Below are 21714 nucleotides of genomic sequence, written 5' to 3'. Positions count from 1 at the left end.
GTCAGCCCGGAACCTGCTTGCCGCCGATCGGCTTGCCGTCCCACGGGTCGATCTTCGGCTTGCCCTTCCAGTGGAAGTAGACATCCTTGCCTTCCTTGCCGTCGAGCGTCACGTCGCGCGACTCGGTGATGCCGTGAAAGCGCGCCGTGACCCGGTACTTCCCCGCAGGCAGCATCGCGTAGGTCATGGGCCCACCGCTGTTGAGGACGAGGACGGGGGAACCGCGCTGGTCGGTGACGGTGAGGTTCACGTCGGCGACGAACTCGTTGTCCTTGCGCTCGGAGAAGATCATGCGCAGCGGCCAGTCCTTGGCGATCTTGCGCATGTAGGTCTCCTCCTCCTTGCTCGCCCCGCCGTTCATGAACGTGGTGGCGCGCGCGGTCTCGAGTAGAACCAGTTCGTCCTGCGCTCGTGCCGGCAAGGCCGCAGCACTCATCATCACGGCCGCTGCCATGGCGCCCAGGGAGGCACGCCGGTTGGTCAGTTGGAATCTCATCGGAAGCTCCTTCGAGTTGCTCTACTGGGTGTCGAGAGGCAGCGACCATCGCTGCACCCGTCCCATGGGATGAACTCTAGGAATGCGGCGCCTGCGCAGCCAGTGCCGGGCGTCATCGCACGGGCACGACCTTGGTCACGAGCCGCTGTCGGCCGCAAGAAGCGGCTGATTGCTAGAGCCAGCCACGCTCCCGAAGGGCGGCCTTGGCCTGGGCGTAGATCACTGGAGCGCTCACCAGGCCGGCCAGGCCGAACAGCGCTTCGAGCAGCAGCATGGCGGCCAGGATCTCCCAGGCCTTGGCGCGAATGCGGCTGCCCACGATCTGCGCGTTGAGGAAGTACTCCAGCTTGTGGATGGCGACCAGCCAGACCAGCGACGCACCGGCGAGAACGACCGAGTGCGTCAGGCTGACGATCACGATCATCGTGTTCGACACCAGGTTGCCGACCACCGGAACCATGCTCGCAACGAAGGTCGCGGCGACGAGCGTTCCCGCCATCGGCAACGGCGTGCCCGTCGCTGGCAATGCCACCAGCAGGTACAGCGCGGTCAATGCGGTGTTCAATGCAGCAATCCGAAGCTGGGCAAAGACCACCGACGTGAAGCTCGCGACAAGGCCGTCGAATCCGGCCCGCATTCGCCAGGCCAGTGGTGGCACTTCAGCTCTCGGGTCCACCTCTTCCGCTGGTCGCAGCGGCAATTGCAGAGCCAGCAGCGCACCGATGATCACGCCCGCCAGCGCATAGCCTGCGCCTCTGACGGTGTGCCCACCCCACAACTGGACTTCGGCCGAGTGAGACCGCAGCCACCCCACCATGGCCTCCCGCAGGGCCTCCAGCGACACCGGAACATGCGTCGCGATCCCGGCGGGAAGGATCGCGCGCACCTGGTCCAGCGAAGCGGCCAGCTGCTGCATCAAGCCGGCGTAGCCGCCGCCCTGGGCTGCGGCCTCGGCCGTCCGCTCGACGGCCATGGAGCCCGTCGCCCCGACCAGGATCAGCAAGAACACCAAGCCCCAGGCCTGGGCATGCGGCCATTGCGCGCGGCGACGAAGCAGGAGACCGGCGATCGCCCGGGTTCCGCCGTAGGTGATCAGTGCGGCGAACAGGGCGGGAGTCAGGTGCAACGCCAGCACCGGGATCCAGATCAGCCAAACACCCGCCAGCGCGAGAGCCACGTCGCCCGGCCCGGGGGAGGGATTGCCGCTGCGCAGCGGCTCGTCAGGCATCGAACTCAAGGCAAATCTCCGTACCTGCGCCCCGACGGCTGTCGATCGACAGCCGTGCGTCGATCAGGGCAGCCTGCTCGCGAATGCCCAGCATGCCGTAGTGTCCGGGACAGGGGGCTGCGGGATCGAACCCCACGCCATCGTCCTTGACGCACAACATGGCACGCGCGTCAGTTACGTTGCCTGCTTCGTCGACCGGTGAGGACAGGCTCAGCGTGACCGTGTGCGCCTGCGCATGGCGTTCGACGTTGCGCAGTGCCTCTTCGGCGATGCGAAAGAGCGTTTCTGCGCGCTCGTCCGCGAGGTTGGCCACCGCCCCCGCGGCGTTCAGCGTGGCCTCGATGCCGGTTCGCTCCGCGAAGCGCGCCAGCAGGTCCTTCAGCGCCGCGCCGAGCCCCTGCTCGCGCACCGTGCCGTGTCGAATCTGGGTGATCGCCGCACGTGCCTGCGCCAGCCCGCTGGCGGCGACCTCCTCGGCGCGTCCCAGTTCGCCTTCGTACTCCTCGGCCGGCATCCTGTGTCTGAGCTTGCGCAACAGCCGGATCTGCTGAAGCAGCGCCATCAGGGAGTGCGCCAGCGTGTCGTGCAGGTCGCGCGCAAGGCGCAGACGCTCCCGCGTCACCGCGGCGTGGCGGGCCTCGTCGGCCATGCGTTCGATGCGCGCGGTGCGCTCGGCGACACGGGCGTCGAGTTCCGCGTTCAGTTGCGCCAGTGCCGCCTTCTCCCGCTGCAGGTGATCGACCAATTCGGCCATTGCAACCCCGATCCGGCCCACCTCGTCACGGCCCGGCGGGACGGCAATGTCCTTGCGTTCACCACGGCGTACCGCGTTGGCCTGCCGAGCCAGCACGCCAAGCCTGTCGAGCAGCCATCGAGTGGTCCAGATCGCCGCGAGCGCCGAGAGCACGCCCGCAAGCATGACCGCTCCGAAGACGGTCCGGTGCAGGTCACGCACGCTCGCCAAGGCCGGTCCGGCCGCTTGGCGCACAGTGACGCTCCAGCCCAGCCACCCGTCACCGGCATCCTTTGCGAGATGGCGCCCCACGAAGTAGGCCCCGCGTTCCGTCAGATCGTCGGCCGCGCCGAGCGTACGGCCAAGCCAGCCCTTCGGGCCGACAAGGACCAAGCCCTCGCGGTTCGTCAGCAGCAGTTCCAGCGTCCTGTGGCTGTCCAGGGAGCCAAGAAGTTCGGTCTGCAAGCGTTCTATCCACATCCAGGAGAGGTGCGCGCCAACCACACCGACCACATCCCCGCCTGCGTGACGGATCGGTGCCGCGGCGTCGACGAAGCGCAAGGGCTGGCCGTCCGGCGCCCGGGGCAAGTGCTTCTCCAACAGGACCGCTGCGTGCACGTCGCCGAGAAACGGGCGGGTCGCCGCCGCAGTGAACCACGGTCGCTGCGCCACGCTGGCTCCTCGCAGCACGTCACCGGTGGCCGCCATCACCTGCCCCTGCGTATCCGCCACGCCCAGCCAGGCGAACTCGGGAAACTGCGCCTGCACGGCGTCCAGGTGCCGACGCAGCGCGGCATCGCCACGCTCGCTGGAAGCGGCGATCTGGCTCGCCGTCGCCTGCACGACCGACAGGCGGGTCTGAAGGTTCATGCCCAGGCCATGCTGGATCTGCGTTGCAAACTGCGCCAGCAGCCGCTCCGTATCGCGGCGAGCCGCAGCCTCGGCCGTGGAGGCCGCGAAATTACCGGCAACCAGCGACGACAGGGCCACGATGACAAGCACCGACCAGCCGATCGCCGCTGCGAGGTGCTGCCGGGGATCCAGACGGTCGAGCAGACTCACCGCGTCAGGGTCTCCGTCGGGGGGGGGGGGCGAACAATGACTTCATGGTGCCGATCGTCACTGTCCCGTGGCACCGGCGTCGCATACATTCACGCAAACTCTCCCTCGTGCCTTCTTGTCGTGCGTTGCCACGAAACCGTTCAATGCCGGATATCTTGCCATGCTGGAAGAACTGATCCTCGCCGTCGCGCGGGGCGCGAGTCTCTCGCCAGAGCAGGCCGCGCTGGCCGTTGCAGCCGTGCTGCGGTTCTTCACCGCCCGCCTGCCGTCCTCCGTGGTCGGCGAACTGCATGCCCGCCTGGGCAGCGGCAAGCTTCCCCCTCCCGCCCCCTGATCGGAACGACATGACGGATACCGAGCGCAAGCTGCGCCTGTTGATCGCGGACGACCAGCCCCTGATTCGCCGCGCCCTGGCCATGACCCTGGGCGCGGAATCGGACATCGAGATCGTCGGACAGGCGGTCGATGGACAGGATGCCATCGAGCAGGCTCTGGCGCTGGCTCCTGACGTGGTCGTCATGGACCTGCAGATGCCGCGCGTCAGCGGCGTCGTGGCCACCCGCGACATCACGGCCAAGCTGCCGTCGGTGGGGGTGGTCGTATTGACCACCTTTGACCATGACGACCTGGTGTTCGAGGCGATCCGCGCTGGCGCCCGGGCCTACCTGCTGAAGGACGCTGCCGAGGACGAGGTGCTGGACACCATCCGTGCGGTCCATCGGGGGGAGTCGCGCTTGTCGCCATCGATTGCCCGCAAGGTGATGGAACAGTTCCGTCTCCTCGATGCACCTCGTCCGGAGTCCGCGCCGGATAACCCCTTGGATGCGCCGCCACCGGGGCCGGTCGCGCCGCGCCTTGCGCAGGCGCCGGTCGCGTCGCTTGACGAGCCCCTGACGACCAAGGAAGAGCGCATCCTGCAGCTCATTGCCGAAGGCAAGAGCAACAAGCAGATCGGTGCGACGGTGTTCCTCGCCGAGGGTACGGTGAAGAACTACGTCAGTCGCATCATGGAAAAGCTGCACGCGCGCAGTCGGACCGAACTGGCCGTGCGCGCCGTCGAGCGACGCGGCTGACCACGGGACCGGCGTGGCGGCAGCATGATTGATGCAGCCACCCCCGTTCCGCAGTTGTCCGAAGGTCCGTCTGCCGGGCGAAGTGGGCTGAGCTCGGCGGAGGCTGCGGCGCGCCTGGTCCGGACGGGGCTCAACCGCAGCGAAGCGCGCGAGGTGCCCACCTGGCGCCGCCTCGCGTCGCGGCTCTGGGCGCCGGTCCCCTGGATGCTCGAGGCGGTCATCGTGCTGCAGCTTGCGTTGGGGCGCCAGATCGAGGCGGCAGTGATCACCGCCCTTCTTGTCTTCAATGCACTGGCCGCACAGTGGCAGGAGCGTCGCGCCCGCGATGCCCTCGCGCTGCTGCGCCAGCGTCTGCAAGTCACTGCGCGGGTCCTGCGCGATGACCGCAGCTGGTGCCTGCGCAGGACGTGGTGCCCGGGGACGTGCTGCACCTGCGCACAGGCGACATCGTCGCCGCCGATCTGGAACTTTTCGAAGGCAGCGTGTCGCTGGACCAGTCGGCGCTGACCGGGGAGTCGCTGCCGGTGGACGCCGGGCCGGAAAGCCGCGTCTATACCGGCTCGGTGGTGCAACGGGGCGAAGCCTCGGGGGTGGTGGTCGCGACCGGGACACGTACCAGGTTCGGTCGCACGGCCGAACTGGTGCGCCACGCCCAGGCACCGAGCCACATGCAGGCGACGATCCTCGCGATCGTCAAGCGGTTGGTGATCTTCGACCTCGGGCTGGTCGCGCTCGTGGCCTTCTTTGCCGCCAGGCACCATCTCCCGGCGCTGGATGCCGTGGAGTTTGCACTGATGCTGCTGGTGGCATCGGTGCCCGTTGCGCTGCCGGCCACCTACACGTTGGCGACCGCGTTGGGCAGTCAGTCGCTGGCGCGCCAGGGGGTGCTTGTCACTCCGCTTCCCGCGGTGGAGGACGCCGCCGCGATGGATACCCTGGTGTCCGACAAGACCGGCACGCTCACCCAGAACCGCCTGACCCTGGCAGCCGTGCAAGCCCTGGCACTGGACACGAGTGACGATGAGGTGCTGCGCGCGGCGGCGCTGGCCAGCGACGATGCAACCCAGGACCCGATCGACCTGGCCCTGCTGACTTCGGCTCGCGAGAAGGCCCTTCTGGCGAACATGCCGGAGCGCACCGCATTCCTGCCGTTCGACCCCGCGACGCGGCGCAGCGAGGCGCTGTACCTCGTCGACGGGCGGCCGTGGCGCACCGTCAAGGGCGGCGCCGGCGCTATTGCCGCGCTGTGCGCCGTCGATGACCGGCAACGCGAGGCGCTGCAGCGCGCCGAGGCCAACCTGGCCGCCGACGGCATGCGGGTGTTGGCGGTGGCCGCCGGTGACCCCCAGGCGCCACGCCTTCTGGGCGTGGTCGGGCTCAGCGATCCCGTGCGCTCCGACGCCTCGACCTTGATCGCGCGACTGAACGGGATGGGTGTGCGGGTGCGCATGGCCACCGGCGATGCCCTGGAGACCGCGCTCGCGGTCGGCAGGCGTCTTGCGCTGGGCCAGCGCGTCTGCCACGCCGACCGCGACGGCCGGAGTGACATCGAGGCCTGCGACCTCTTTGCCCGCGTGCTGCCCGAAGACAAGCATGCCATTGTGCAGGCCCTGCAGCGCGACGGCCACGTGACCGGCATGACCGGCGACGGCGTCAACGATGCGCCGGCGCTCCGGCAGGCCGAAGTCGGCGTGGCGGTAGCCAGCGCCACGGACGTGGCAAAGGCGTCCGCCGGTGCGGTGCTGACCGAGCCCGGGCTGGCCGGCGTGCTGGCCCTGGTGACAGAGGGGCGCCAGGTGCACCGGCGCATGTTGACCTACACGCTCAACAAGACGTTGAAGACCTTCGAGATCACGCTGCTGCTGACGCTGGGGTTGTGGCTCACCGGCGAGTTCGTCATCTCCTCGACCTTGATCGTGCTGCTGCTGTTCACCAACGACTTCGTCACGATGGCCATCGCCACCGACCGCGTGCCCCCCCGCGCCAAGGCCGCAGCGCTGGCGCGTCGGGCCGCTGATGACAGGTTCGCTGGCCCTGGCCCTGCTGTCGGTCGCGTTCACCGCCGGCGTCTACGCGTGGGCACGCGGGGCGTTTGCGCTCGGCCCCGACCAGGCCAGGACCCTGGCGTTTCTCCTGCTGGTGTTCACCAACCAGGCGCATGTCTACGTGTTGCGGACCGACGGACCGCTCTGGTCCACGCCGCCCAGCCGGCCGATGCTCTGGGCCACGGGCGCCGACATCGCGGTCGTCGCGTTGCTGGCCGCGGTCGGCGTCCTGATGGCCGCCCTGCCCTGGCAGTTGATCGGACTCGTGCTCGCCGCGACGGTGGCGTTCGCACTGCTCCTCAACGGCGTCAAGCGCTTCGTGTTTCGCGGGTTCAGGATCGCCTGACGCCCGGACCGCCGTCGGGAGCAGTGACTTTTGTCATCGGTCGAAGGTACGAAACGCCTTGCGATCGTGTCTACCCAATGACGAACGGGCCCTGACGTCGCAGCGCCGCGTCCCTACGATGCCCCGAACAGCTGCACCGCCAACCAGGATTGACCCGCCCATGTCCATGCTCGAACCCGCCCGCCACTCCATCGCCACGCGCCTGCTGCACGGCACCCTGCTCCTGGCGGTGCTGTGGCAGCTGATTGGCTCCAATTTCATCGAGCGGCCGCGCGCCGCGCAGCCAGGCAACGTGATGTATGAGGTCCACGAGGTCGTCGGCCTGTCCACGCTCGGGCTGGTGCTCGCGTTCTGGCTGTGGAGCTTGTTGCGTCGCCGGGAAACGCCCCTCGCCGCACTGTTTCCGTGGCTTTCCGCGGCGCGCTTGAAAGCCGTGGGCGATGACCTAGCGCGGCACTGGACGGAGCTCAGGCAGTTGCGCCTGCCCGGCGGCGAGGCCGAGACGCCGTTGGCCAGCGCCGTGCACGGCCTGGGGCTGTTGACTGCCCTGACCATGGCCGCCACCGGTGCCTGGCTGTACACGCTGCCCGTGCCGGGCGGTCTGGTGCTGGAGGTGCACAAGATCGTCGCCAACCTGATGTGGGCCTATGTGGTGGGCCACGCCGGGCTGGCGGTGTTGCACCAGCTCAGCGGCCATCGCGTGTTGCAGCGCATGTTCGGGCGGCCCTCCTCCGGCGAGGCGGCCTCGTGAGCGACACCGCGCAGACGATCGAGCCGTCGCTGTTGCTCGCCCGCAAGCGCCGACGTGGCCTGCTGCTGGTCGGGCTGGTGGTGCTGCTCGGCGTGGCGGCTGCTTCGGCGTGGTGGTATCTCGTGGCCCGGTGGCAGGCGACCACGGGCGACGCCTACGTCAACGCCGACATGGCACAGGTGAGCGCGCTCACCGCGGGCACGGTCAAGGCCGTGGCCGTGCATGCCGGGCAGCAGGTGCGGCAAGGCGATCTGCTGGTCGAACTCGACGACAGCGATGCCCGTATCGCGCTGGCCCAGGCCGAGGCCGAACTCGCCAAGGCGGTGCGTGGCGCACGCGGACTATCGGGCACGGCCCAGGCCGCCTTGGCGGGCGTGCAACAGCGTCGCTCCGATGTCGATACGGCACGCGCCGGGCTCGCCGCCGCGGAGACGGCCCTGGCCAAGGCCCGGTCGGAACTTGCCCGCCAGACCGCACTGGCGAAGCAAGGGTTCCTGTCGCCGGAAGCCCTGACCACGCTGCGCGCGGCCGTTCAGGCCGCTGAGGCGAACCGGGCCGCGGCGGCCAGCGCCGTCGAAGCTTCCCAGGCGGGCACAGGGCAGGCCCAGGCGCAGGCACAGGCCGCGACGGCGCAGGTGCAAGCCGGGCCGCTGACCGCGCAGCCCGACGTCGAACTGGCCGCCGCAGGCGTGCGCCAGGCGGTGCTCGCCCTGGCCCGCACCCGCATCCTGGCGCCGGTGGACGGCGTGGCCGGGCCGCGCAGCGTGCAGCTCGGCGAACGTGTCGCTGCCGGCACGCCCGTGCTCAGCCTGGTGCCGCTGGGTGGTGTGTGGGTCGACGCAAACTTCAAGGAAACCGAGCTGGCAGGCCTGCGTGTGGGGCAGCCCGTCCGCCTCACGGCCGACGCCTGGGGCTCGGCCGTCACCTTCGAGGGCAAGCTGGGCGGCATCACGCCCGCCACGGGCTCGGCGCTGTCTCTGTTGCCGGCGCAGAACGCCACCGGCAACTGGATCAAGGTGGTGCAGCGCGTGCCGGTGCGCATCTGGCTCGACCCCGCACCGCTGGCGGCACATCCGCTGCAGGTGGGTCTGTCGATGAACGTCACCGTCGATCTGCGTGACCAGTCCGGTCCCCGCCTCGGCCTGCTGCAGCAGGCGGCGCAGGCACAACGCACCACGGTCTACGACGACGCCGCGCGCGAGGCCGAGTCGCTGGTGCAGCGCATCGTGGCGGCGAACGCGCCGCAGGCGCGATGAGCGCAAGCGATCGTCGCTGGGCCGCGGCGGGCACACGATGACGCCGGCCGCGGAACGCTCGCCGGCGCTGGGTGGCGTCGCAGCCGGTCGGCAGCCACCACGCCCCTTCGAGCCGCTCGCCGGCGCCACGCGCCTGGCTGCCACCTTCGCGCTGGCGCTGGCGGCATTCATGAACATCCTCGATCTGACGATCGCCAACGTCTCGGTGCCGACCATCGCCGGCGCGATGGGCGTGAGCGCCACGCAAGGCACCTGGATCGTCACGTCGTATGCGGTGTCCGAGGCGATCATGCTGCCGCTCACGGGATGGTTCGCCGCGCGGCTCGGGCAACGCCGCATGTTCATGCTGGCCACCACCGCCTTCACGCTCGCCTCTCTGCTGTGCGCGCTGAGCCTGAACTTTCCGATGCTGCTCGCGGCCCGGGTGGCGCAGGGCGCGGTGGGTGCTGCGATGATTCCGCTGGCGCAGGCCATGCTGCTGGCCATCTACCCACCCGCGCAACGCGGCCTGGCGATGGGCATCTTCGCCATGACGACCGTGGCCGCGCCCATCGTGGGCCCGCTGGCCGGCGGGTGGATCACCGACCACTTGTCCTGGCACTGGATCTTCCTCGTCAACCTCCCCGTGGGCGCACTCTGCCTGCTGCTGGTGTGGAGCCTGCTCGGCCGTTTCGAGAGCACGGTGCGCCGGGCGCCGGTGGACCTGACGGGCATGGCGCTGCTGGCCCTGGGCGTGGGCAGCCTGCAGATCCTGCTCGACAAGGGCAACGAACTGGACTGGTTCGGCTCGCCGCTGATCGTGGCGCTGGCCACGGTGAGTGCCGTTGCGCTGACGGTGTTCGTCGTGTGGACGCTGACGGCCCGGCACCCCGTGGTCGAACTGCGCCTGTTCGCACGGCGCAACTACGCGGTCGGCGTGGGTGCGCTCGCGCTCGCCTCGGTAGCCTTCTTCGGCACCAATGTCGTGGTGCCCCTGTGGCTGCAGACCCACATGGGCTACACCGCCGAGTGGGCGGGCCGCACGATGGCCTTCGGCGGCCTGCTGGCCATCGTTCTCGGACCGGTGATCGGTGCCAACATCCACCGCCTGGACGCCCGCGCCGTGGCCACCTTCGGCCTGGCGATGTTCGCGCTCTTTGCCTGGCTGTCCTCGCGCTTCCCGCCCGACGTCGACTTCTGGACGCTCGCGACCACCCGCCTGATCATGGGCGTGGGGCTGTCGTGCCTGTTTCTGCCTTTGACCACGATCTACCTGTCAGGCCTGGCTGCAGAGCAGACGGCCGGCGCGGCGGGCCTGGCCAACTTCATGCGCAACATCGGTTCGAGCTTCGGCACCTCGATCATGACCTCGCTGTGGGCCCATCGAACGACGCAGTACGGCGCCCAGCTCGCCGAGAGCGTCAATGCGCACAACCCGGCCGCGGTGTCGTATCTCGATCGTCTGGCACAGATCGGACTGGCGCCGCACGCTGCGCTGGTCTATGTGCAGAACGCAGTGATCGGGACCCAGGCCTCGCTGCTCGCCACCAATGCCGTCCTGCTGGCCAGCGCACTGCTGATGCTGGGGCTGATCGCCATCGTCTGGCTGGCACGGCCGCCGTTTTCCGCTGGTGCGGCCGGGGCCCACTGACAAGCTCGCCATGAACCATCCGTTGCATGGCCTGCACTGGTCGGCCCGCATCAGCGCACTTCAGCGCCAGGGCCTGGCGGTCATCGTGGCGCTGCTGGTCGGCCTGACGGCTTTCGCCTCGGCTTGGAGTGGCGAGGTGGCACTGCTGGCCTCCTGGCTGGCCTACTGTGCAGTCCTGCTGGTCGCCATCTGGCATCTTGCCGCGCGGCTGGACGCCCACGCCACCCGGCGGCGCGCACAAGCCACCGATCCAGGCGCCGCAGCTCTGTTCGTGCTGGTGGCTGCAGCCTGCTGCGCCAGCATCGTCGCCGTGGCCCTGGCGGTGGACAGCGCCAAGGCGCTGGCGGGCTGGGCGCGTTGGGCTCACCTCGCGCTGGCCATGGCGTCGCTGGGCGCCTCGTGGTTGCTGATGCAGGCCGTCTTCGCCCTGCATTACGCGCGGATGTTCTACCGGCCCGATCCAGGAAGGGACGAACCGTCCCGCGGCCTCGTGTTTCCAGCTGGACAGGAACCCGACTATCTGGACTTCCTGTACTTTGCTGCCGTCGTCGGCATGACCTCGCAGGTCTCCGACGTGGCCGTCGCAAGCCGGCGCATGCGACGGCTGAGCCTGCTTCACGGCCTGCTGTCGTTCGCGTTCAACCTCGTCGTGCTCGCGCTGGCCGTGAACGTGTTCGCGAGCAGTCTCGGCTGACGGCGCGCCCAGCGTGTCGATGACCTCGCCGTGACGACCGGCACTTCGCGTGGCCGCGCGAAGGCCCCGACACTACCGGGCATCGTTCATGGAGCCGCCAGGTGCACTTGACCCCGTGGAGCTACCGCGCGGACTTCGCCGTCTTCCCGCTGCTGCTGGCGTGGGTGGGGGTAGTGTCCTTGCGTCCTGCATCACCATCCCAGACCGAGATGTGGCTGGCCAGCGCACTGGCCGGCGTCGGTCTCTGGACCTTGCTGGAATACGCCCTGCACCGCTGGCTCCTGCATCAGCTGCAGCCGTTCAAGCGGTTGCACGACGCGCACCATGCCAACCCTTCGCAACTGATCGGCACGCCGACCTGGATCAGCGCTTCGCTGTTCATCGCGGTCTGGTGGTACCTGCTCAGGGAACTGCCGCGACCTGCGGCAGGTGGCGCCACGGCGGGCCTGATGCTGGGCTATCTCGCCTACTCGATGCTTCACGATGCCGTGCACCACTGGCGCGCCGCGCCCGGCGGCTGGCTCGCGCACGCCAAGCTGCGGCATGCCCGCCACCACCGCGCGGGCGCACGCAGCGACTTCGGTGTCACCACGGATGCCTGGGATCGCCTGTTTCGCACCGCGTCGACACCTTCGGCCGCCCCCGTCCACCGCCAAGCGCGGCCATGACCATCGTCACGCCCACGCCGTGACTCGGCGGTGACGGCCGGCTCTGGCGCCCACGCCTGTCCGCCCGAACACTCAGGGCATCGATCCGCAAGAGGCCCGCATGAACATCCTTCTCGACTCCCGCAAGCCCTTCGACCGCGCGCTTGCCGACCTCCAGCGCAGCGTGGCGGCCCACGGCTTCAGCGTGCTGCACGTCCACGCGCTGAGCGACACGCTGGCTGCGAAGGGGCAGCCCATCGACAAGCGGGTGGCCGTGCTCGAAGTCTGCAATGCCGGCATTGCCGCGCGCATGCTGGCCCGCGACGCCACCATCAGCTTGGCACTGCCCTGCCGTGTGGCGGTGTTCGAAGAGGGCTCCGGCACCCGCCTGGGCACGATCGCGCCGACGTCGATCCTCGCGGGGTTCGATGTCGAGCCCGAGGTCGATGTCACGGCAGCCGATGTCGAGCGAACGCTGCGTCAGATCCTCGCCGACGCGGCATGAGCACGCGCCGCCGATCGAGCCATCGCACCAGGTGCCCAGATGCCGCTGACCCAGACCCTCATCATCGCCAACGTCGTCGTGTTCCTGCTCGAGCAGATGTTCGGCAGCGCATTCACTGGCTGGTTCGCGCTCTGGCCGCTCGCCTCCGGGCTCTTCATGCCCTGGCAGCTTGGCACCTACGCGTTCCTGCACGCAGGGCTCACGCACCTGGCCTTCAACATGTTCGGCCTCTGGATGTTCGGCGGCGAGCTCGAGCGGCTGTGGGGGCCGCGGCGGCTGGCGCTGTTCTACGGGGTCAGCGTGCTGACCGCGGCGCTTGCCCAACTTGCGGTCACGGCTGCCCTCGGCGCCATGTCGCCGACGGTCGGCGCCTCGGGCGGGCTTTTCGGCTTGCTGATCGGCTTTGCGATGGTGTTCCCCCGCCGCACCATCACCCCGCTGTTGCCGCCGATTCCGATGCCGGCCTGGCTGTTCGTCACGCTCTATGGGGTGATCGAGCTGACGCTGGGTGTCACCGGCAGCGCCAGCGGCGTCGCGCATTTCGCCCACCTCGGCGGGCTGCTGGGCGGTTGGCTGGTGATGCGCTATTGGCGCGGGCAGATGCCCTTCGGCCGGCATTGAAGAGACGAGGGACCCCATGCACGACCCCACTGGATCTGGACTGACGGCGTTGGTGCTGCAAGGCGGCGGCGCTCTGGGCGCCTACCAAGGCGGCGCCTACGAAGCCTTGGCCCTGGCAGGCCGCGAGCCCGACTGGCTGGCGGGCATTTCGATCGGCGCGATCAACTCGGCGCTGATTGCCGGTAACCCGCCCGAGCGGCGCGTGGCGCGCCTGCGCGAGTTCTGGGAGCGCGTCACCGCGCACGTGCCTTCTCCAGCGTGGGCCGGCGTGGATGGCCCGCTACGCGCCTGGGCCAACGACTGGGCCGCGGCCTGGGGCGCGGCGTTCGGGTTGCCGAACTTCTTCCAGCCGCGACTGGGCGGCCCCTGGTGGCCCGGCGCCGCCGCTGCCCCGAGCCTCTATGACACGGCGCCGCTGCGCGAGACGCTGCTCGAGTTGGTGGACTTCGACCGCATCAACGACGGGCCGACGCGCTTGTCGGTCGGCGCAGTGGATGTACAGAGCGGCAACTTCGCCTACTTCGACAGCCAGAAACGGCGCCTCGGGCCCGAGCACGTGATGGCCAGCGGCGCCCTGCCGCCGGGATTTCCGGCGGTGGCTATCGACGGCCGCGACTACTGGGACGGCGGTCTCGTGTCGAACACGCCGCTGCGGCACGTCGCGGAGAACCTTGACGGTCGCGAAGCGACGATATTCCAGGTGGATCTGTTCAGCGCCCGCGGCGCCACGCCGCGCACCCTGGCGGAGGTGGCCGATCGCGAGAAGGACATCCGCTACTCGAGCCGCACCCGCGCACTGACCGACATGCTGCGCGAACGGCACGAGATGCGACGCTCGCTGCGTGAGCTCGCAGCACGGCTGCCCGGTGCCAAGCGTGCCGACGCCAGAGTCGAGGAGCTGCTGCGCAAGCTCGGCGCCGATGCGCCCGATCCGACGATCACCCTGGTCCACGTGATCCACCGCCACAAGGGCAGCGAGACGCAGTCGCGCGACTACGAGTTCTCGCGCGCCTCGATGCAGGAGCACTGGGACGCCGGCCTCGGCGACATGGCGCATTCGTTGCGCTCACTGACTCGCGCTGCCCACCCCGCCGAACCCGGAGCGTTCCGAGTCTTCGACTACACCGCCCCCAACCAGAAGGATTCCACCCGATGAACGCCGACGACGTGCGCCGCAGCGCCTGGGCGATGCCGCTGACCAGCCCTTCCTACCCGCGCGGCCCCTATCGATTCGTGAACCGCGAGTTCCTCATCGTCAGCTACCGCACGGATCCACAGGCGCTCGCGGCGGTGGTGCCCGAACCGCTGGTGCCGGCGGGCGACGTGGTGCGCTTCGAGTTCATCCGCATGCCCGACTCCACCGGCTTCGGCGACTACACCGAAAGCGGACAGGTCGTCCCGGTGACTTTCGAAGGCCGCCAGGGCGTCTACGTGCACAGCATGTTCCTCGACGACGACGCGCCCATCGCCGGTGGCCGCGAGATCTGGGGCTTCCCGAAGAAGCTCGGCAGCCCCAAGTTGCGCGTGGACAAGGACACACTGCTCGGCACACTGGACTACGGCCAGAGCCGGATCGCGGCGGGCACGATGGGCTACAAGCACCGCGCCGCCGATCATGATGCGGTGCTGCGTTCGCTGGGCCAGCCGAACTGGCTGCTGAAGATCATGCCCGACGTGGACTGCAGCCCGCGTGTGTGCGAGCTGGTCGAGTACCGGCTCGAGGACGTGGTGCTCAAGGGCGCCTGGGAGGGCCCTGCCGCCCTGCAGCTCTTCGAACACGCGCTCGCGCCGGTGGCCGCACTGCCGGTGCGCCAGGTCCTCGGCGGCCTGCACCTGAACACCGACCTCACCCTCGGCCTCGGCCGCGTGGTGCACGACTACCTCGGGCGATGACGCCCGTTCATCATTCAGGAGCACGACATGAGACTCGACGGCAAAGTGGCCTTCGTGACCGGCGCAGCCAGCGGCATTGGCAAGCGCATCGCCGAGGTGTACGCCGAGGCCGGCGCCACGGTGGCGGTAGCCGACCTCAACCCGGGCGGTGCTGAAGCTGCCGCTGCCGGACTGCGTGCGCGCGGCGCGTGCGCACTCGGGCTGGGCGTGGACGTGACTGACGAGGCCGGCGTCGACGCCGCCGTGGCGCGCACCGTAGCCGAACTGGGCGGGCTCGACGTGCTGGTGAGCAACGCCGGCATCCAGATCGTGGCCCCGCTGCAGGACTTCGCTTTCGCGGACTGGAAGAAGCTGCTGGCCGTTCATCTGGACGGAGCCTTCCTCACCGCGCGCGCCGCGATGCGGCAGATGATCGCCTCGGGACGCGGCGGCTCGATGATCTTCATGGGCTCGGTGCACTCGAAGGAGGCCTCGGTGCTGAAGGCGCCGTACGTCACCGCCAAACACGGGCTGGAGGGTTTGGCAAAAGTCATCGCCAAGGAGGGCGCGGCGCATGGCGTGCGGGCCAACGTCATCTGTCCGGGCTTCGTGCGCACACCGCTGGTGGACAAGCAGATCCCCGAACAGGCCAAGGCGCTCGGCCTCTCGGAGGACGACGTGATTCGCAAGGTCATGCTCAAGGAAACCGTCGATGGCGAGTTCACCACGGTGGACGACGTGGCGCAGGTCGCGCTCCTGTTCGCGGCCTTCCCGACCCAGGCGCTGACGGGGCAGTCGATGGTGGTGAGTCACGGCTGGTTCATGCAATGAAGTCTTTCGAATCCCAACGGTCCGACGCCTGCGCCCGCGCCGAGGCCGCCACCACGGAGCTGCTGTCGCAACGCAGGCGGCTGATGTCTGCCGCCGCGCTGGGTCCGCTCGCGCTCGCCGCGGCGACGATGGCCTCGCGGAGCGCCCGGGCCGCTGGCGGCCCGCCTGAAGCGGTACGAGACCTCGATGCCGCCGCGATGGCGCTATTCGACGCCGCCGAAGCAGGCCGATGGCCGCAGGCTCGCAGCGCGCTGGCTCAGGCCAGACGAGCCGAAGCAGGCACCGGCGCGCTGGAGGGCGCGTTCACCCAAGCCGGCGGCGAGTTGCACCGGTTCTTTCAGGCCCGCAACGATTTGAGCGGTGACCTGCTCGAGGCCGGCACGGCGATCTCGGTGAAGGATAGGCGCTGGCTCGTCAGCGTTGCCGATCGCATCGTCGCCCGAGCTGGCGAGCTTGGGCAGCCCTTTGTCGGCAGCAGGGACAGCACGCAGCAGCGCATCGAGGTGCTGATCTATCTGGCGAGGCGCATGCGCCGTGCGCTGGTGTGGGCAGACGAGGACGGCTTCCGATCGGCGCAGCGCGACTTCAGGCGCCTGTGGCAGTTGACCGCCAGCGAGCTGACGCCAGATGCCTCCGAGCGGCGGCGGGTGCTGGAGGAGGCCCTCACGCGCCTGACGCTGTCGAGGTCGACAGCGGCCATCCAGCAGTTGTACGACGCCGTTGCCGCGCTTCGCAAGACCTGATGCCGTTGCCGGTCGAAAGGAGCGCGTCCATGGAGGTCTAGCGACTGATCTTGATGCCTCGGCTGCTGGGTCTCGCACTGCTGTCAGCCTGTGGCGATTCGAACCCCATCGGGGCAACGGCCGAGCCACCCCGCGCCGTCAAGGAGGCCGTCACGGAGTTCGCGGGTCAGCAACCCACCGACGTGAGCTACCTCGGGCTGGCCGGGGGCTTCACCGCGGAGTTCACCAGACCTTGCCGGCGGTACCTGCTGCGACTTGATCCCAGCGGAAGCATCAGCGAAGTGGTGGAGTCGCTGACATACCGGCCTTACGTTCCAACACCGCGCGACCGCCAGCTGGCAAGACTCGAGGATGCGGCCGAGGACCTCGTCGACGCAGCACTTGCGAACGAAAAGCCGGGACAGGCCAAGGTCGTCGAGGCGTTGACGCGGGCCGCCGCCGCCACGGAGCCCCATCTCGCGGTCGACGACGTGCAGGCAGTCCGCGATCTGCTTGGATCGGTTCGAGTCGCGCAACGGGTGGGCGACGACGCTGCTTCGGCAAGCGCTGCCGCCTCGCTGATGCGCAAGGCCATCGAACAGCAGGACGGCACCGGTTCTCCCGTACCCAAGGCCTTGGCCCTGCTGGACAACGATGGGCTTCGGCTCAAGCTGCTGGCGACAGCGGGGCATCTCGACGTTCCCGCTGCGAAAGCCGTTGTCGACGACCTCATCCATCAGCATGCTGCCCTGCGCGCGGTGCTCCCGGACAAGCATCTTGCTGTCCTGCTGGACGCGTTGGTCGCGCGTCTACAGCCGGCCTTGGACAGGACAGAGCAGCGCCAGCTCGCAGGACTCGCGAATGAACTGTTGGCCGCGGTAGACCTTGCGGAGCAGGCCTATCAGGATGCCGCCCTGCGGCCACCGTCAGCCGGGTGCAGGCGGACACCATGAGCGAGAGGCCAGGCGCAAACGCTCGATCGGACGACGCCAGCGTCAAGCCGGCGGAACTTCCGTCGCCGCAGCACCGAGGAACACGACCCCGATTCGACTTGGCCCCAATGGTGTGCCTGGCCGCGGGACTGGGCATCATCGCGGCATGGGGCGCATGGGTGCTCTGGGAGTTCCTTTGACGCTTGGTCTCGCCACGAAGATCTTGGCCAGCGGCGAGGTCAGAGATGGTCTGAGGACGGCGTTTCGGCCGCGGAGTTCGGAGACTCAATGCAATGACGACTCGGACCGCCCGGGTTCTGGAATCGGCTCTGGCGCAGTCACCGCCGGAAACCCAAGCCGATGATGCGCCGCGACACCGGCTCGCCATGGCGCAAGTGCGTGGAAGGACAACGCGCTCACGGCCCAGCAGATCCAGGCCGTCCACATGGAATGGCTCGCATAGTGAGCACCGCGGACCATCTGAACCGCGCCGAGCAACACGCCCATGGCGATCGTGACCATGAGCCACAGCCGAGCCACGCCTGCGTCGCGCTGACGCAGGGCAAACCATCCGGACAGAAAGGCAAAGGCGGTCGAGGCGTGCCCCGAGGGGAAACACCCGCCGGATCCGCCGTCCGCCAGACCGAGTACCCAGTGCGGCACGTAGTGCGCTGCGCGGCCCCCGAATTCGGCCAGGGCCCAGGGGCAACTCGTCGCGCTGGCACGCTTGAGCAGCGGAATAATTGCGACGCAAAGCAGCGTCGTGCCGAGCCACCAGATCCGTTCGCGCCTCGTCAAGGATTGCGCGAATGGCAGGGGGCGCCAGACGCTCGCCAGCAGGACGACAAAGGCCAACCAGCCGAGGGACCGGATGCCACCGTGCATCAAGCCGGCTGTGAACCAGTGGTCGCGCCAGGCGAAGCCCGTCGGGGAACCCCAGCCACGCGACAGCACGATGTCGAGACCGCCGGCGTCCCATGCCGCCAGGGCCACGAGCCCCAGCGCAAGCGCCGTCAGGTCCTTGCGCAGCGAGTGCTTCGGCATGCGTCAGTCGGGTCAGGTGGACGCTCAGCGCCGGCAGGCGCTGGCGATATCCAGTTCGGGGGCATAGACATTTGTGTCCACCTGGAGGAGGCCCAACACCGTGTGAAACAGGTTGTCGTGGCTCCAAGGCTTCAGGGCCTGCCCGCCCAGGCAGGTGCGCTCGAGGCCGAAGCTCCCGAGAAACCCTGGCGACAACCACCAGGTCATGGGCACCTTGGTCTGCTCGTCAGGTGCGATCGCGTAAGGCACACCGTGGAGGTACAGGCCCTTCTCGCCCAGCGATTCCCCATGGTCCGACACGTAAAGCATCGCCGTGTCGTACCGACCTTGCTGCTCGTTCAGGAAATTCACCAGCTTGGCAAGCACATCGTCGGTGTACAGGATCGCGTTGTCGTACGCATTGACGATCTCCTGCTGGCTGCACTTGCGCAACTCACCCGTATCGCAGGTGGGCGTGTAGCGCCGGAATGCGTCCGGATATCGCTTGTAGTAGGCCGGTCCGTGGTTGCCCAGCATGTGCAGCACGACGAACAGGTTTCCCTTGGCATCGCGAACGATCATGTCCAGGCCGCGCAACAGGATCTCGTCGAGACAACGCCCGTCGCTGCAAAGCGGCGCTATGGCTTCGAGGTCGAGTTGCTGCTGGGGCAGACCCTCGCAGACGCCTTTGCAGCCCGACTGGTTGTCGCGCCACAGCACCTGAAATCCGGCGCGGTTCAGAACATGCAGCAGTGACTCGCTGGTGCGGATGCGGGTCTCGTCGTAGTCACGCCGGCCGACGGCGGAGAACATGCACGGCAGCGAGGTCTCCGTGTTCGTGCCGCAGGCCGTGACGTCACGAAAGTTGATCATGTCCAGGGCAGCCAGTTGCGGTGTGGTCTGCCGCGCGTAGCCATTCAGCCCCCAGTTGGACGCGCGCACGGTCTCCCCCACAACCAGCACGAACAGGGCTGGTCTGGTCCGTTTGCCCCAGGAACTGCTCAGCCGGGCGTCGGTGCCGACTGGCAAGCGTGCCGCACGCGCCTCACGCGTGTCGTCGACGAGCACGCGGGTCAGCGAGTAGAGGTAGTTCGCGGGCGTGATGAGATAGCGCAGTTCCTTCTGGTTGCGCATCAGCGCCGAGAAGTCCTGGAAAACGAGCATCACGGACGCCACGAGCAATCCCAGCGATGCCAGCACCATGGCAAGCCGCATCGTCAGGGAACGCCGGAGCGACAACTTGGCGACCCGATAGCGCCCGAGCACGAGGAGTGGAATCCCGGCGTAAATGAGGAGATGGGGCACCATGCTCCACCCGAACAGTTCGCCGGCCTCCGCCGGATCTGTCTTGACGACATTGCGCAGCATGCTGGGGTCGAGGTAGACGCCGAAGCGCTGCATGTAGTAGGTCGCGAAAGCAGTGGCGATGATCAGGACCGCGAGAACGGGCCGAGCGAACGGTCGGAACAGCAACAGCGACAGGAGCAGGAAGTGAAGAGAGGCCAGCAACAGCAGCATCGCGCCGGCGAACGCCCATGTGGCGAGTTCCGTCCAGGCACGCCCGGCCAGCGCACCCGTCAAGAATGGGCCATTGCAGGCGACAGCAAAGAAGGCGCTGCCCGCCAGCGCCATCTTCGCGACCGATGCCTCTCGCAATGATGCCTGGGGAGTGCTATCGCGCGGGGCCGCGGTCTCTGGCCGAGAATCGTTCATCGGCACGAGAAAGGGCGCCTTCGGGACGCAGGGAAGTTGGCGGACGCGGTACTACGCCGGCCGCGTAGCGGGGTGGCAAACATCCCACCGCATGCTTGTCAGCGCGACTTAAGCGAGACTTAACCCCTAGAGTTGGAAGCCTATCGCTCGGACCACGCCTTCCAGGACATCACGCGCAAGCGACGGGGCGCCACCGGGATGAGGCTGCCCCGTGGCCGCCAGTGATCGGGTCCACTCGGCCAGCCATTGCACCTCGTCCCTGCCGTAGAACACCGCCATGGCCTCGTAGTTCAAGAAGAGGCTTCGTCCGTCGAGATTCAGCGAGCCGCACATCGCGACACCTTCGTCGATCACGAGCACCTTGGCGTGGACCATGCAGGGTGTCAAGCGGACATCCGCGCCGGCATCGACCAGGGCGCGGACAGATTTCTCGCGTGCGATGTCGGCCAGTCGGTGATTCGATCGTGCAGGGAGCACGAGGCTCACTTTCACCCCTCGCCGGGCTGCCATGAGCAGCGCCTGCAGCAACGCGTCATCGGGCACGAAATACGGTGTGACAGCCAGAATCCGCTGGTTGGCGTGATAGGCCGCCGTCATCAGCAGATCGTGCAGCGTGTCGTCTCGACGGTCCGGTCCGCTGGCCACCCATTGGGCCCACGATCCGCCCGAATCCGCGACGTGTTCAAGCCTGCAGTCCGAGCCCGCTGAAGTGGACGAACCCCCGGCGAACAGCCAATCGTCATCGAACTGCCGTTGTGCCGAGGCCGCCAACGATCCCGTGGCTGTGAAACCGAGATCGATCCAGGCGCGCTTGCCGCCACTGTCGACGAAGTACTCGATCGCCAGATTTCGGCCGCCGGCCCAGAGCACGCTGCCGTCCGCCACGGCGAGCTTTCGATGGTTGCGCAGGTTCGTTCGCCCACGCATCGGGTTGTGCAGCAGCGGCATGAAGGATCGCACTTCAACGCCAGCCGAACGCAATTGATGAACCACACCTCGCGGCAATGCGGCGCTGCCGACACCGTCGACCAGCAACCGCGTCCTCACGCCGCGCCTTGCGGCCGCCCCGAGAGCACGGGCGGCCGCTTGTCCCACCGCGTCGTTGCGGAAGACGAAGGTCTGCACCGCCAGCGTCGAGGCAGCACCGTCACACAGCTCGATCAGCGAGCGCAGCGCTTGAGCGCCGTCGGACTGAAACTCCACACGACCAACGCGGCAAGGTGGCTCGACATGCATGGCCGCGAGTGCCACGGCAGCCCAGCGGGGCACATGCTCCCGCGCAGCGGTATCCACTGGCGCTTCGGCAACGCCCACTGCCGGAGCCCGAGCGACCTTGCGGGTACCGAAAATCAAGAACAAGGGAACCGCGACGTAGGGGAAGGCGATGATGGACAGCACCCAGCCGATCGCGGCGGAGGGATGGCGGCGCTGCTTGCCCACACGCGTGGCCAGCACGTAGACCAGCAGACCGATGGCAATGAAGCCCCCGTGCTCGAGCGCTGACGGAGACCAGGGCCAGGCGATGCGCATGCGC

General features: G+C 68.5%; 22 protein-coding genes and 1 pseudogene. 17 read left to right on the top strand and 6 right to left on the bottom strand.

The features are described 5' to 3' along the window. Position 1: 1 nt before the first annotated feature. From D9C15_RS28530 to D9C15_RS28520, 3 genes are all read right to left on the bottom strand, one after another. On the bottom strand, positions 2 to 454 hold the full coding sequence (locus D9C15_RS28530; RefSeq protein ID WP_128002564.1) for a hypothetical protein: 453 nt from the start codon (positions 452 to 454) through the stop codon (positions 2 to 4). Between the two features lie 214 nt (positions 455 to 668). Next, entirely contained in the window at positions 669 to 1733 is a 1065-nt protein-coding gene (locus D9C15_RS28525; protein WP_128002563.1) for an AI-2E family transporter, read from the bottom strand. Then, positions 1717 to 3519, bottom strand: coding sequence for a histidine kinase (locus D9C15_RS28520; protein WP_128002561.1), 1803 nt, complete (start codon positions 3517 to 3519; stop codon positions 1717 to 1719). Before D9C15_RS28520 ends, D9C15_RS28525 begins: the two co-directional genes overlap by 17 nt. A 160-nt stretch (positions 3520 to 3679) precedes the next feature. Between D9C15_RS28520 and D9C15_RS33560 the strand changes: the two genes are divergently transcribed. The 17 genes and pseudogenes from D9C15_RS33560 to D9C15_RS28450 all read left to right on the top strand — a co-directional run bounded on the left by D9C15_RS33560 (position 3680) and on the right by D9C15_RS28450 (position 17465). Continuing rightward, complete coding sequence (locus D9C15_RS33560) at positions 3680 to 3853, top strand: hypothetical protein (RefSeq protein ID WP_164886894.1); 174 nt, start codon at positions 3680 to 3682, stop codon at positions 3851 to 3853. 10 nt (positions 3854 to 3863) lie between these two features. Continuing rightward, positions 3864 to 4592: a response regulator gene (locus D9C15_RS28515; protein WP_128002560.1), complete on the top strand. Its 729-nt coding sequence runs from the start codon at positions 3864 to 3866 to the stop codon at positions 4590 to 4592. A gap of 24 nt (positions 4593 to 4616) precedes the next feature. Then, positions 4617 to 5099: a cation-transporting P-type ATPase gene (locus D9C15_RS34235; protein ID WP_240668632.1), complete on the top strand. Its 483-nt coding sequence runs from the start codon at positions 4617 to 4619 to the stop codon at positions 5097 to 5099. Beyond that, a pseudogene (locus tag D9C15_RS34230) lies at positions 4985 to 6412 on the top strand (HAD-IC family P-type ATPase); the annotation flags it as partial. The gene D9C15_RS34235 and the pseudogene D9C15_RS34230, both read left to right, overlap by 115 nt. A 196-nt stretch (positions 6413 to 6608) precedes the next feature. Continuing rightward, entirely contained in the window at positions 6609 to 6983 is a 375-nt protein-coding gene (locus tag D9C15_RS34225; RefSeq protein WP_240668634.1) for a cation transporting ATPase C-terminal domain-containing protein, read from the top strand. A 160-nt stretch (positions 6984 to 7143) separates the two neighbouring features. Next, complete coding sequence (locus tag D9C15_RS28505) at positions 7144 to 7734, top strand: cytochrome b/b6 domain-containing protein (RefSeq protein WP_164886893.1); 591 nt, start codon at positions 7144 to 7146, stop codon at positions 7732 to 7734. Next, positions 7731 to 8990, top strand: a complete 1260-nt coding sequence (locus tag D9C15_RS28500) for an HlyD family secretion protein (RefSeq protein ID WP_128002556.1) — start codon at positions 7731 to 7733, stop codon at positions 8988 to 8990. Before D9C15_RS28505 ends, D9C15_RS28500 begins: the two co-directional genes overlap by 4 nt. Positions 8991 to 9027: 37 nt before the next feature. After that, entirely contained in the window at positions 9028 to 10620 is a 1593-nt protein-coding gene (locus D9C15_RS28495) for a DHA2 family efflux MFS transporter permease subunit (protein ID WP_128002554.1), read from the top strand. Positions 10621 to 10630: 10 nt separating this feature from the next. Continuing rightward, positions 10631 to 11314, top strand: coding sequence for a DUF1345 domain-containing protein (locus D9C15_RS28490; protein ID WP_128002552.1), 684 nt, complete (start codon positions 10631 to 10633; stop codon positions 11312 to 11314). A 101-nt stretch (positions 11315 to 11415) separates the two neighbouring features. Further along, positions 11416 to 11982 (top strand): sterol desaturase family protein, encoded by a 567-nt coding sequence (locus D9C15_RS28485; protein ID WP_128002550.1) that lies wholly within the window; start codon positions 11416 to 11418, stop codon positions 11980 to 11982. 100 nt (positions 11983 to 12082) lie between these two features. Beyond that, positions 12083 to 12466, top strand: coding sequence for a DUF302 domain-containing protein (locus tag D9C15_RS28480; protein ID WP_128002548.1), 384 nt, complete (start codon positions 12083 to 12085; stop codon positions 12464 to 12466). A gap of 45 nt (positions 12467 to 12511) precedes the next feature. After that, positions 12512 to 13087 carry a rhomboid family intramembrane serine protease gene (locus D9C15_RS28475; RefSeq protein WP_205854934.1) on the top strand — a complete coding sequence of 192 codons (576 nt, stop codon included), beginning with the start codon at positions 12512 to 12514 and terminating at the stop codon, positions 13085 to 13087. 16 nt (positions 13088 to 13103) lie between these two features. After that, positions 13104 to 14243: a patatin-like phospholipase family protein gene (locus tag D9C15_RS28470; RefSeq protein ID WP_128002544.1), complete on the top strand. Its 1140-nt coding sequence runs from the start codon at positions 13104 to 13106 to the stop codon at positions 14241 to 14243. Further along, entirely contained in the window at positions 14240 to 14980 is a 741-nt protein-coding gene (locus tag D9C15_RS28465) for an acetoacetate decarboxylase (RefSeq protein WP_128002542.1), read from the top strand. Before D9C15_RS28470 ends, D9C15_RS28465 begins: the two co-directional genes overlap by 4 nt. 27 nt (positions 14981 to 15007) lie before the next feature. After that, the gene (locus D9C15_RS28460) at positions 15008 to 15790 is read left to right on the top strand and encodes a 3-hydroxybutyrate dehydrogenase (RefSeq protein ID WP_128002540.1); all 783 of its coding nucleotides are present in this window, start codon (positions 15008 to 15010) and stop codon (positions 15788 to 15790) included. Beyond that, positions 15787 to 16533: a hypothetical protein gene (locus D9C15_RS28455; protein WP_128002538.1), complete on the top strand. Its 747-nt coding sequence runs from the start codon at positions 15787 to 15789 to the stop codon at positions 16531 to 16533. Before D9C15_RS28460 ends, D9C15_RS28455 begins: the two co-directional genes overlap by 4 nt. Before the next feature lie 53 nt (positions 16534 to 16586). Next, positions 16587 to 17465, top strand: coding sequence for a hypothetical protein (locus D9C15_RS28450; protein WP_128002536.1), 879 nt, complete (start codon positions 16587 to 16589; stop codon positions 17463 to 17465). 264 nt (positions 17466 to 17729) lie between these two features. Here D9C15_RS28450 and D9C15_RS28445 read toward each other — a convergent pair whose 3' ends face one another. The 3 genes from D9C15_RS28445 to D9C15_RS28435 form a co-directional block, all read right to left on the bottom strand. Then, positions 17730 to 18488 carry a phosphatase PAP2 family protein gene (locus D9C15_RS28445; RefSeq protein ID WP_128002534.1) on the bottom strand — a complete coding sequence of 253 codons (759 nt, stop codon included), beginning with the start codon at positions 18486 to 18488 and terminating at the stop codon, positions 17730 to 17732. A gap of 24 nt (positions 18489 to 18512) precedes the next feature. Further along, positions 18513 to 20180 (bottom strand): phosphoethanolamine transferase, encoded by a 1668-nt coding sequence (locus tag D9C15_RS28440; RefSeq protein ID WP_128002586.1) that lies wholly within the window; start codon positions 20178 to 20180, stop codon positions 18513 to 18515. Between the two features lie 126 nt (positions 20181 to 20306). Further along, a complete protein-coding gene (locus tag D9C15_RS28435) occupies positions 20307 to 21710 on the bottom strand; it encodes a phospholipase D-like domain-containing protein (protein ID WP_128002531.1) in 1404 nt (467 codons plus the stop codon). Between the last annotated feature and the right edge of the window lie 4 nt (positions 21711 to 21714).

It is taken from the genome of Piscinibacter defluvii, assembly GCF_004011805.1.
Lineage (GTDB): Bacteria > Pseudomonadota > Gammaproteobacteria > Burkholderiales > Burkholderiaceae_C > Piscinibacter > Piscinibacter defluvii.
The sequence above is the reverse complement of the archived record's forward strand: the minus strand, read 5'-3'. Positions and strand labels throughout refer to the sequence as shown.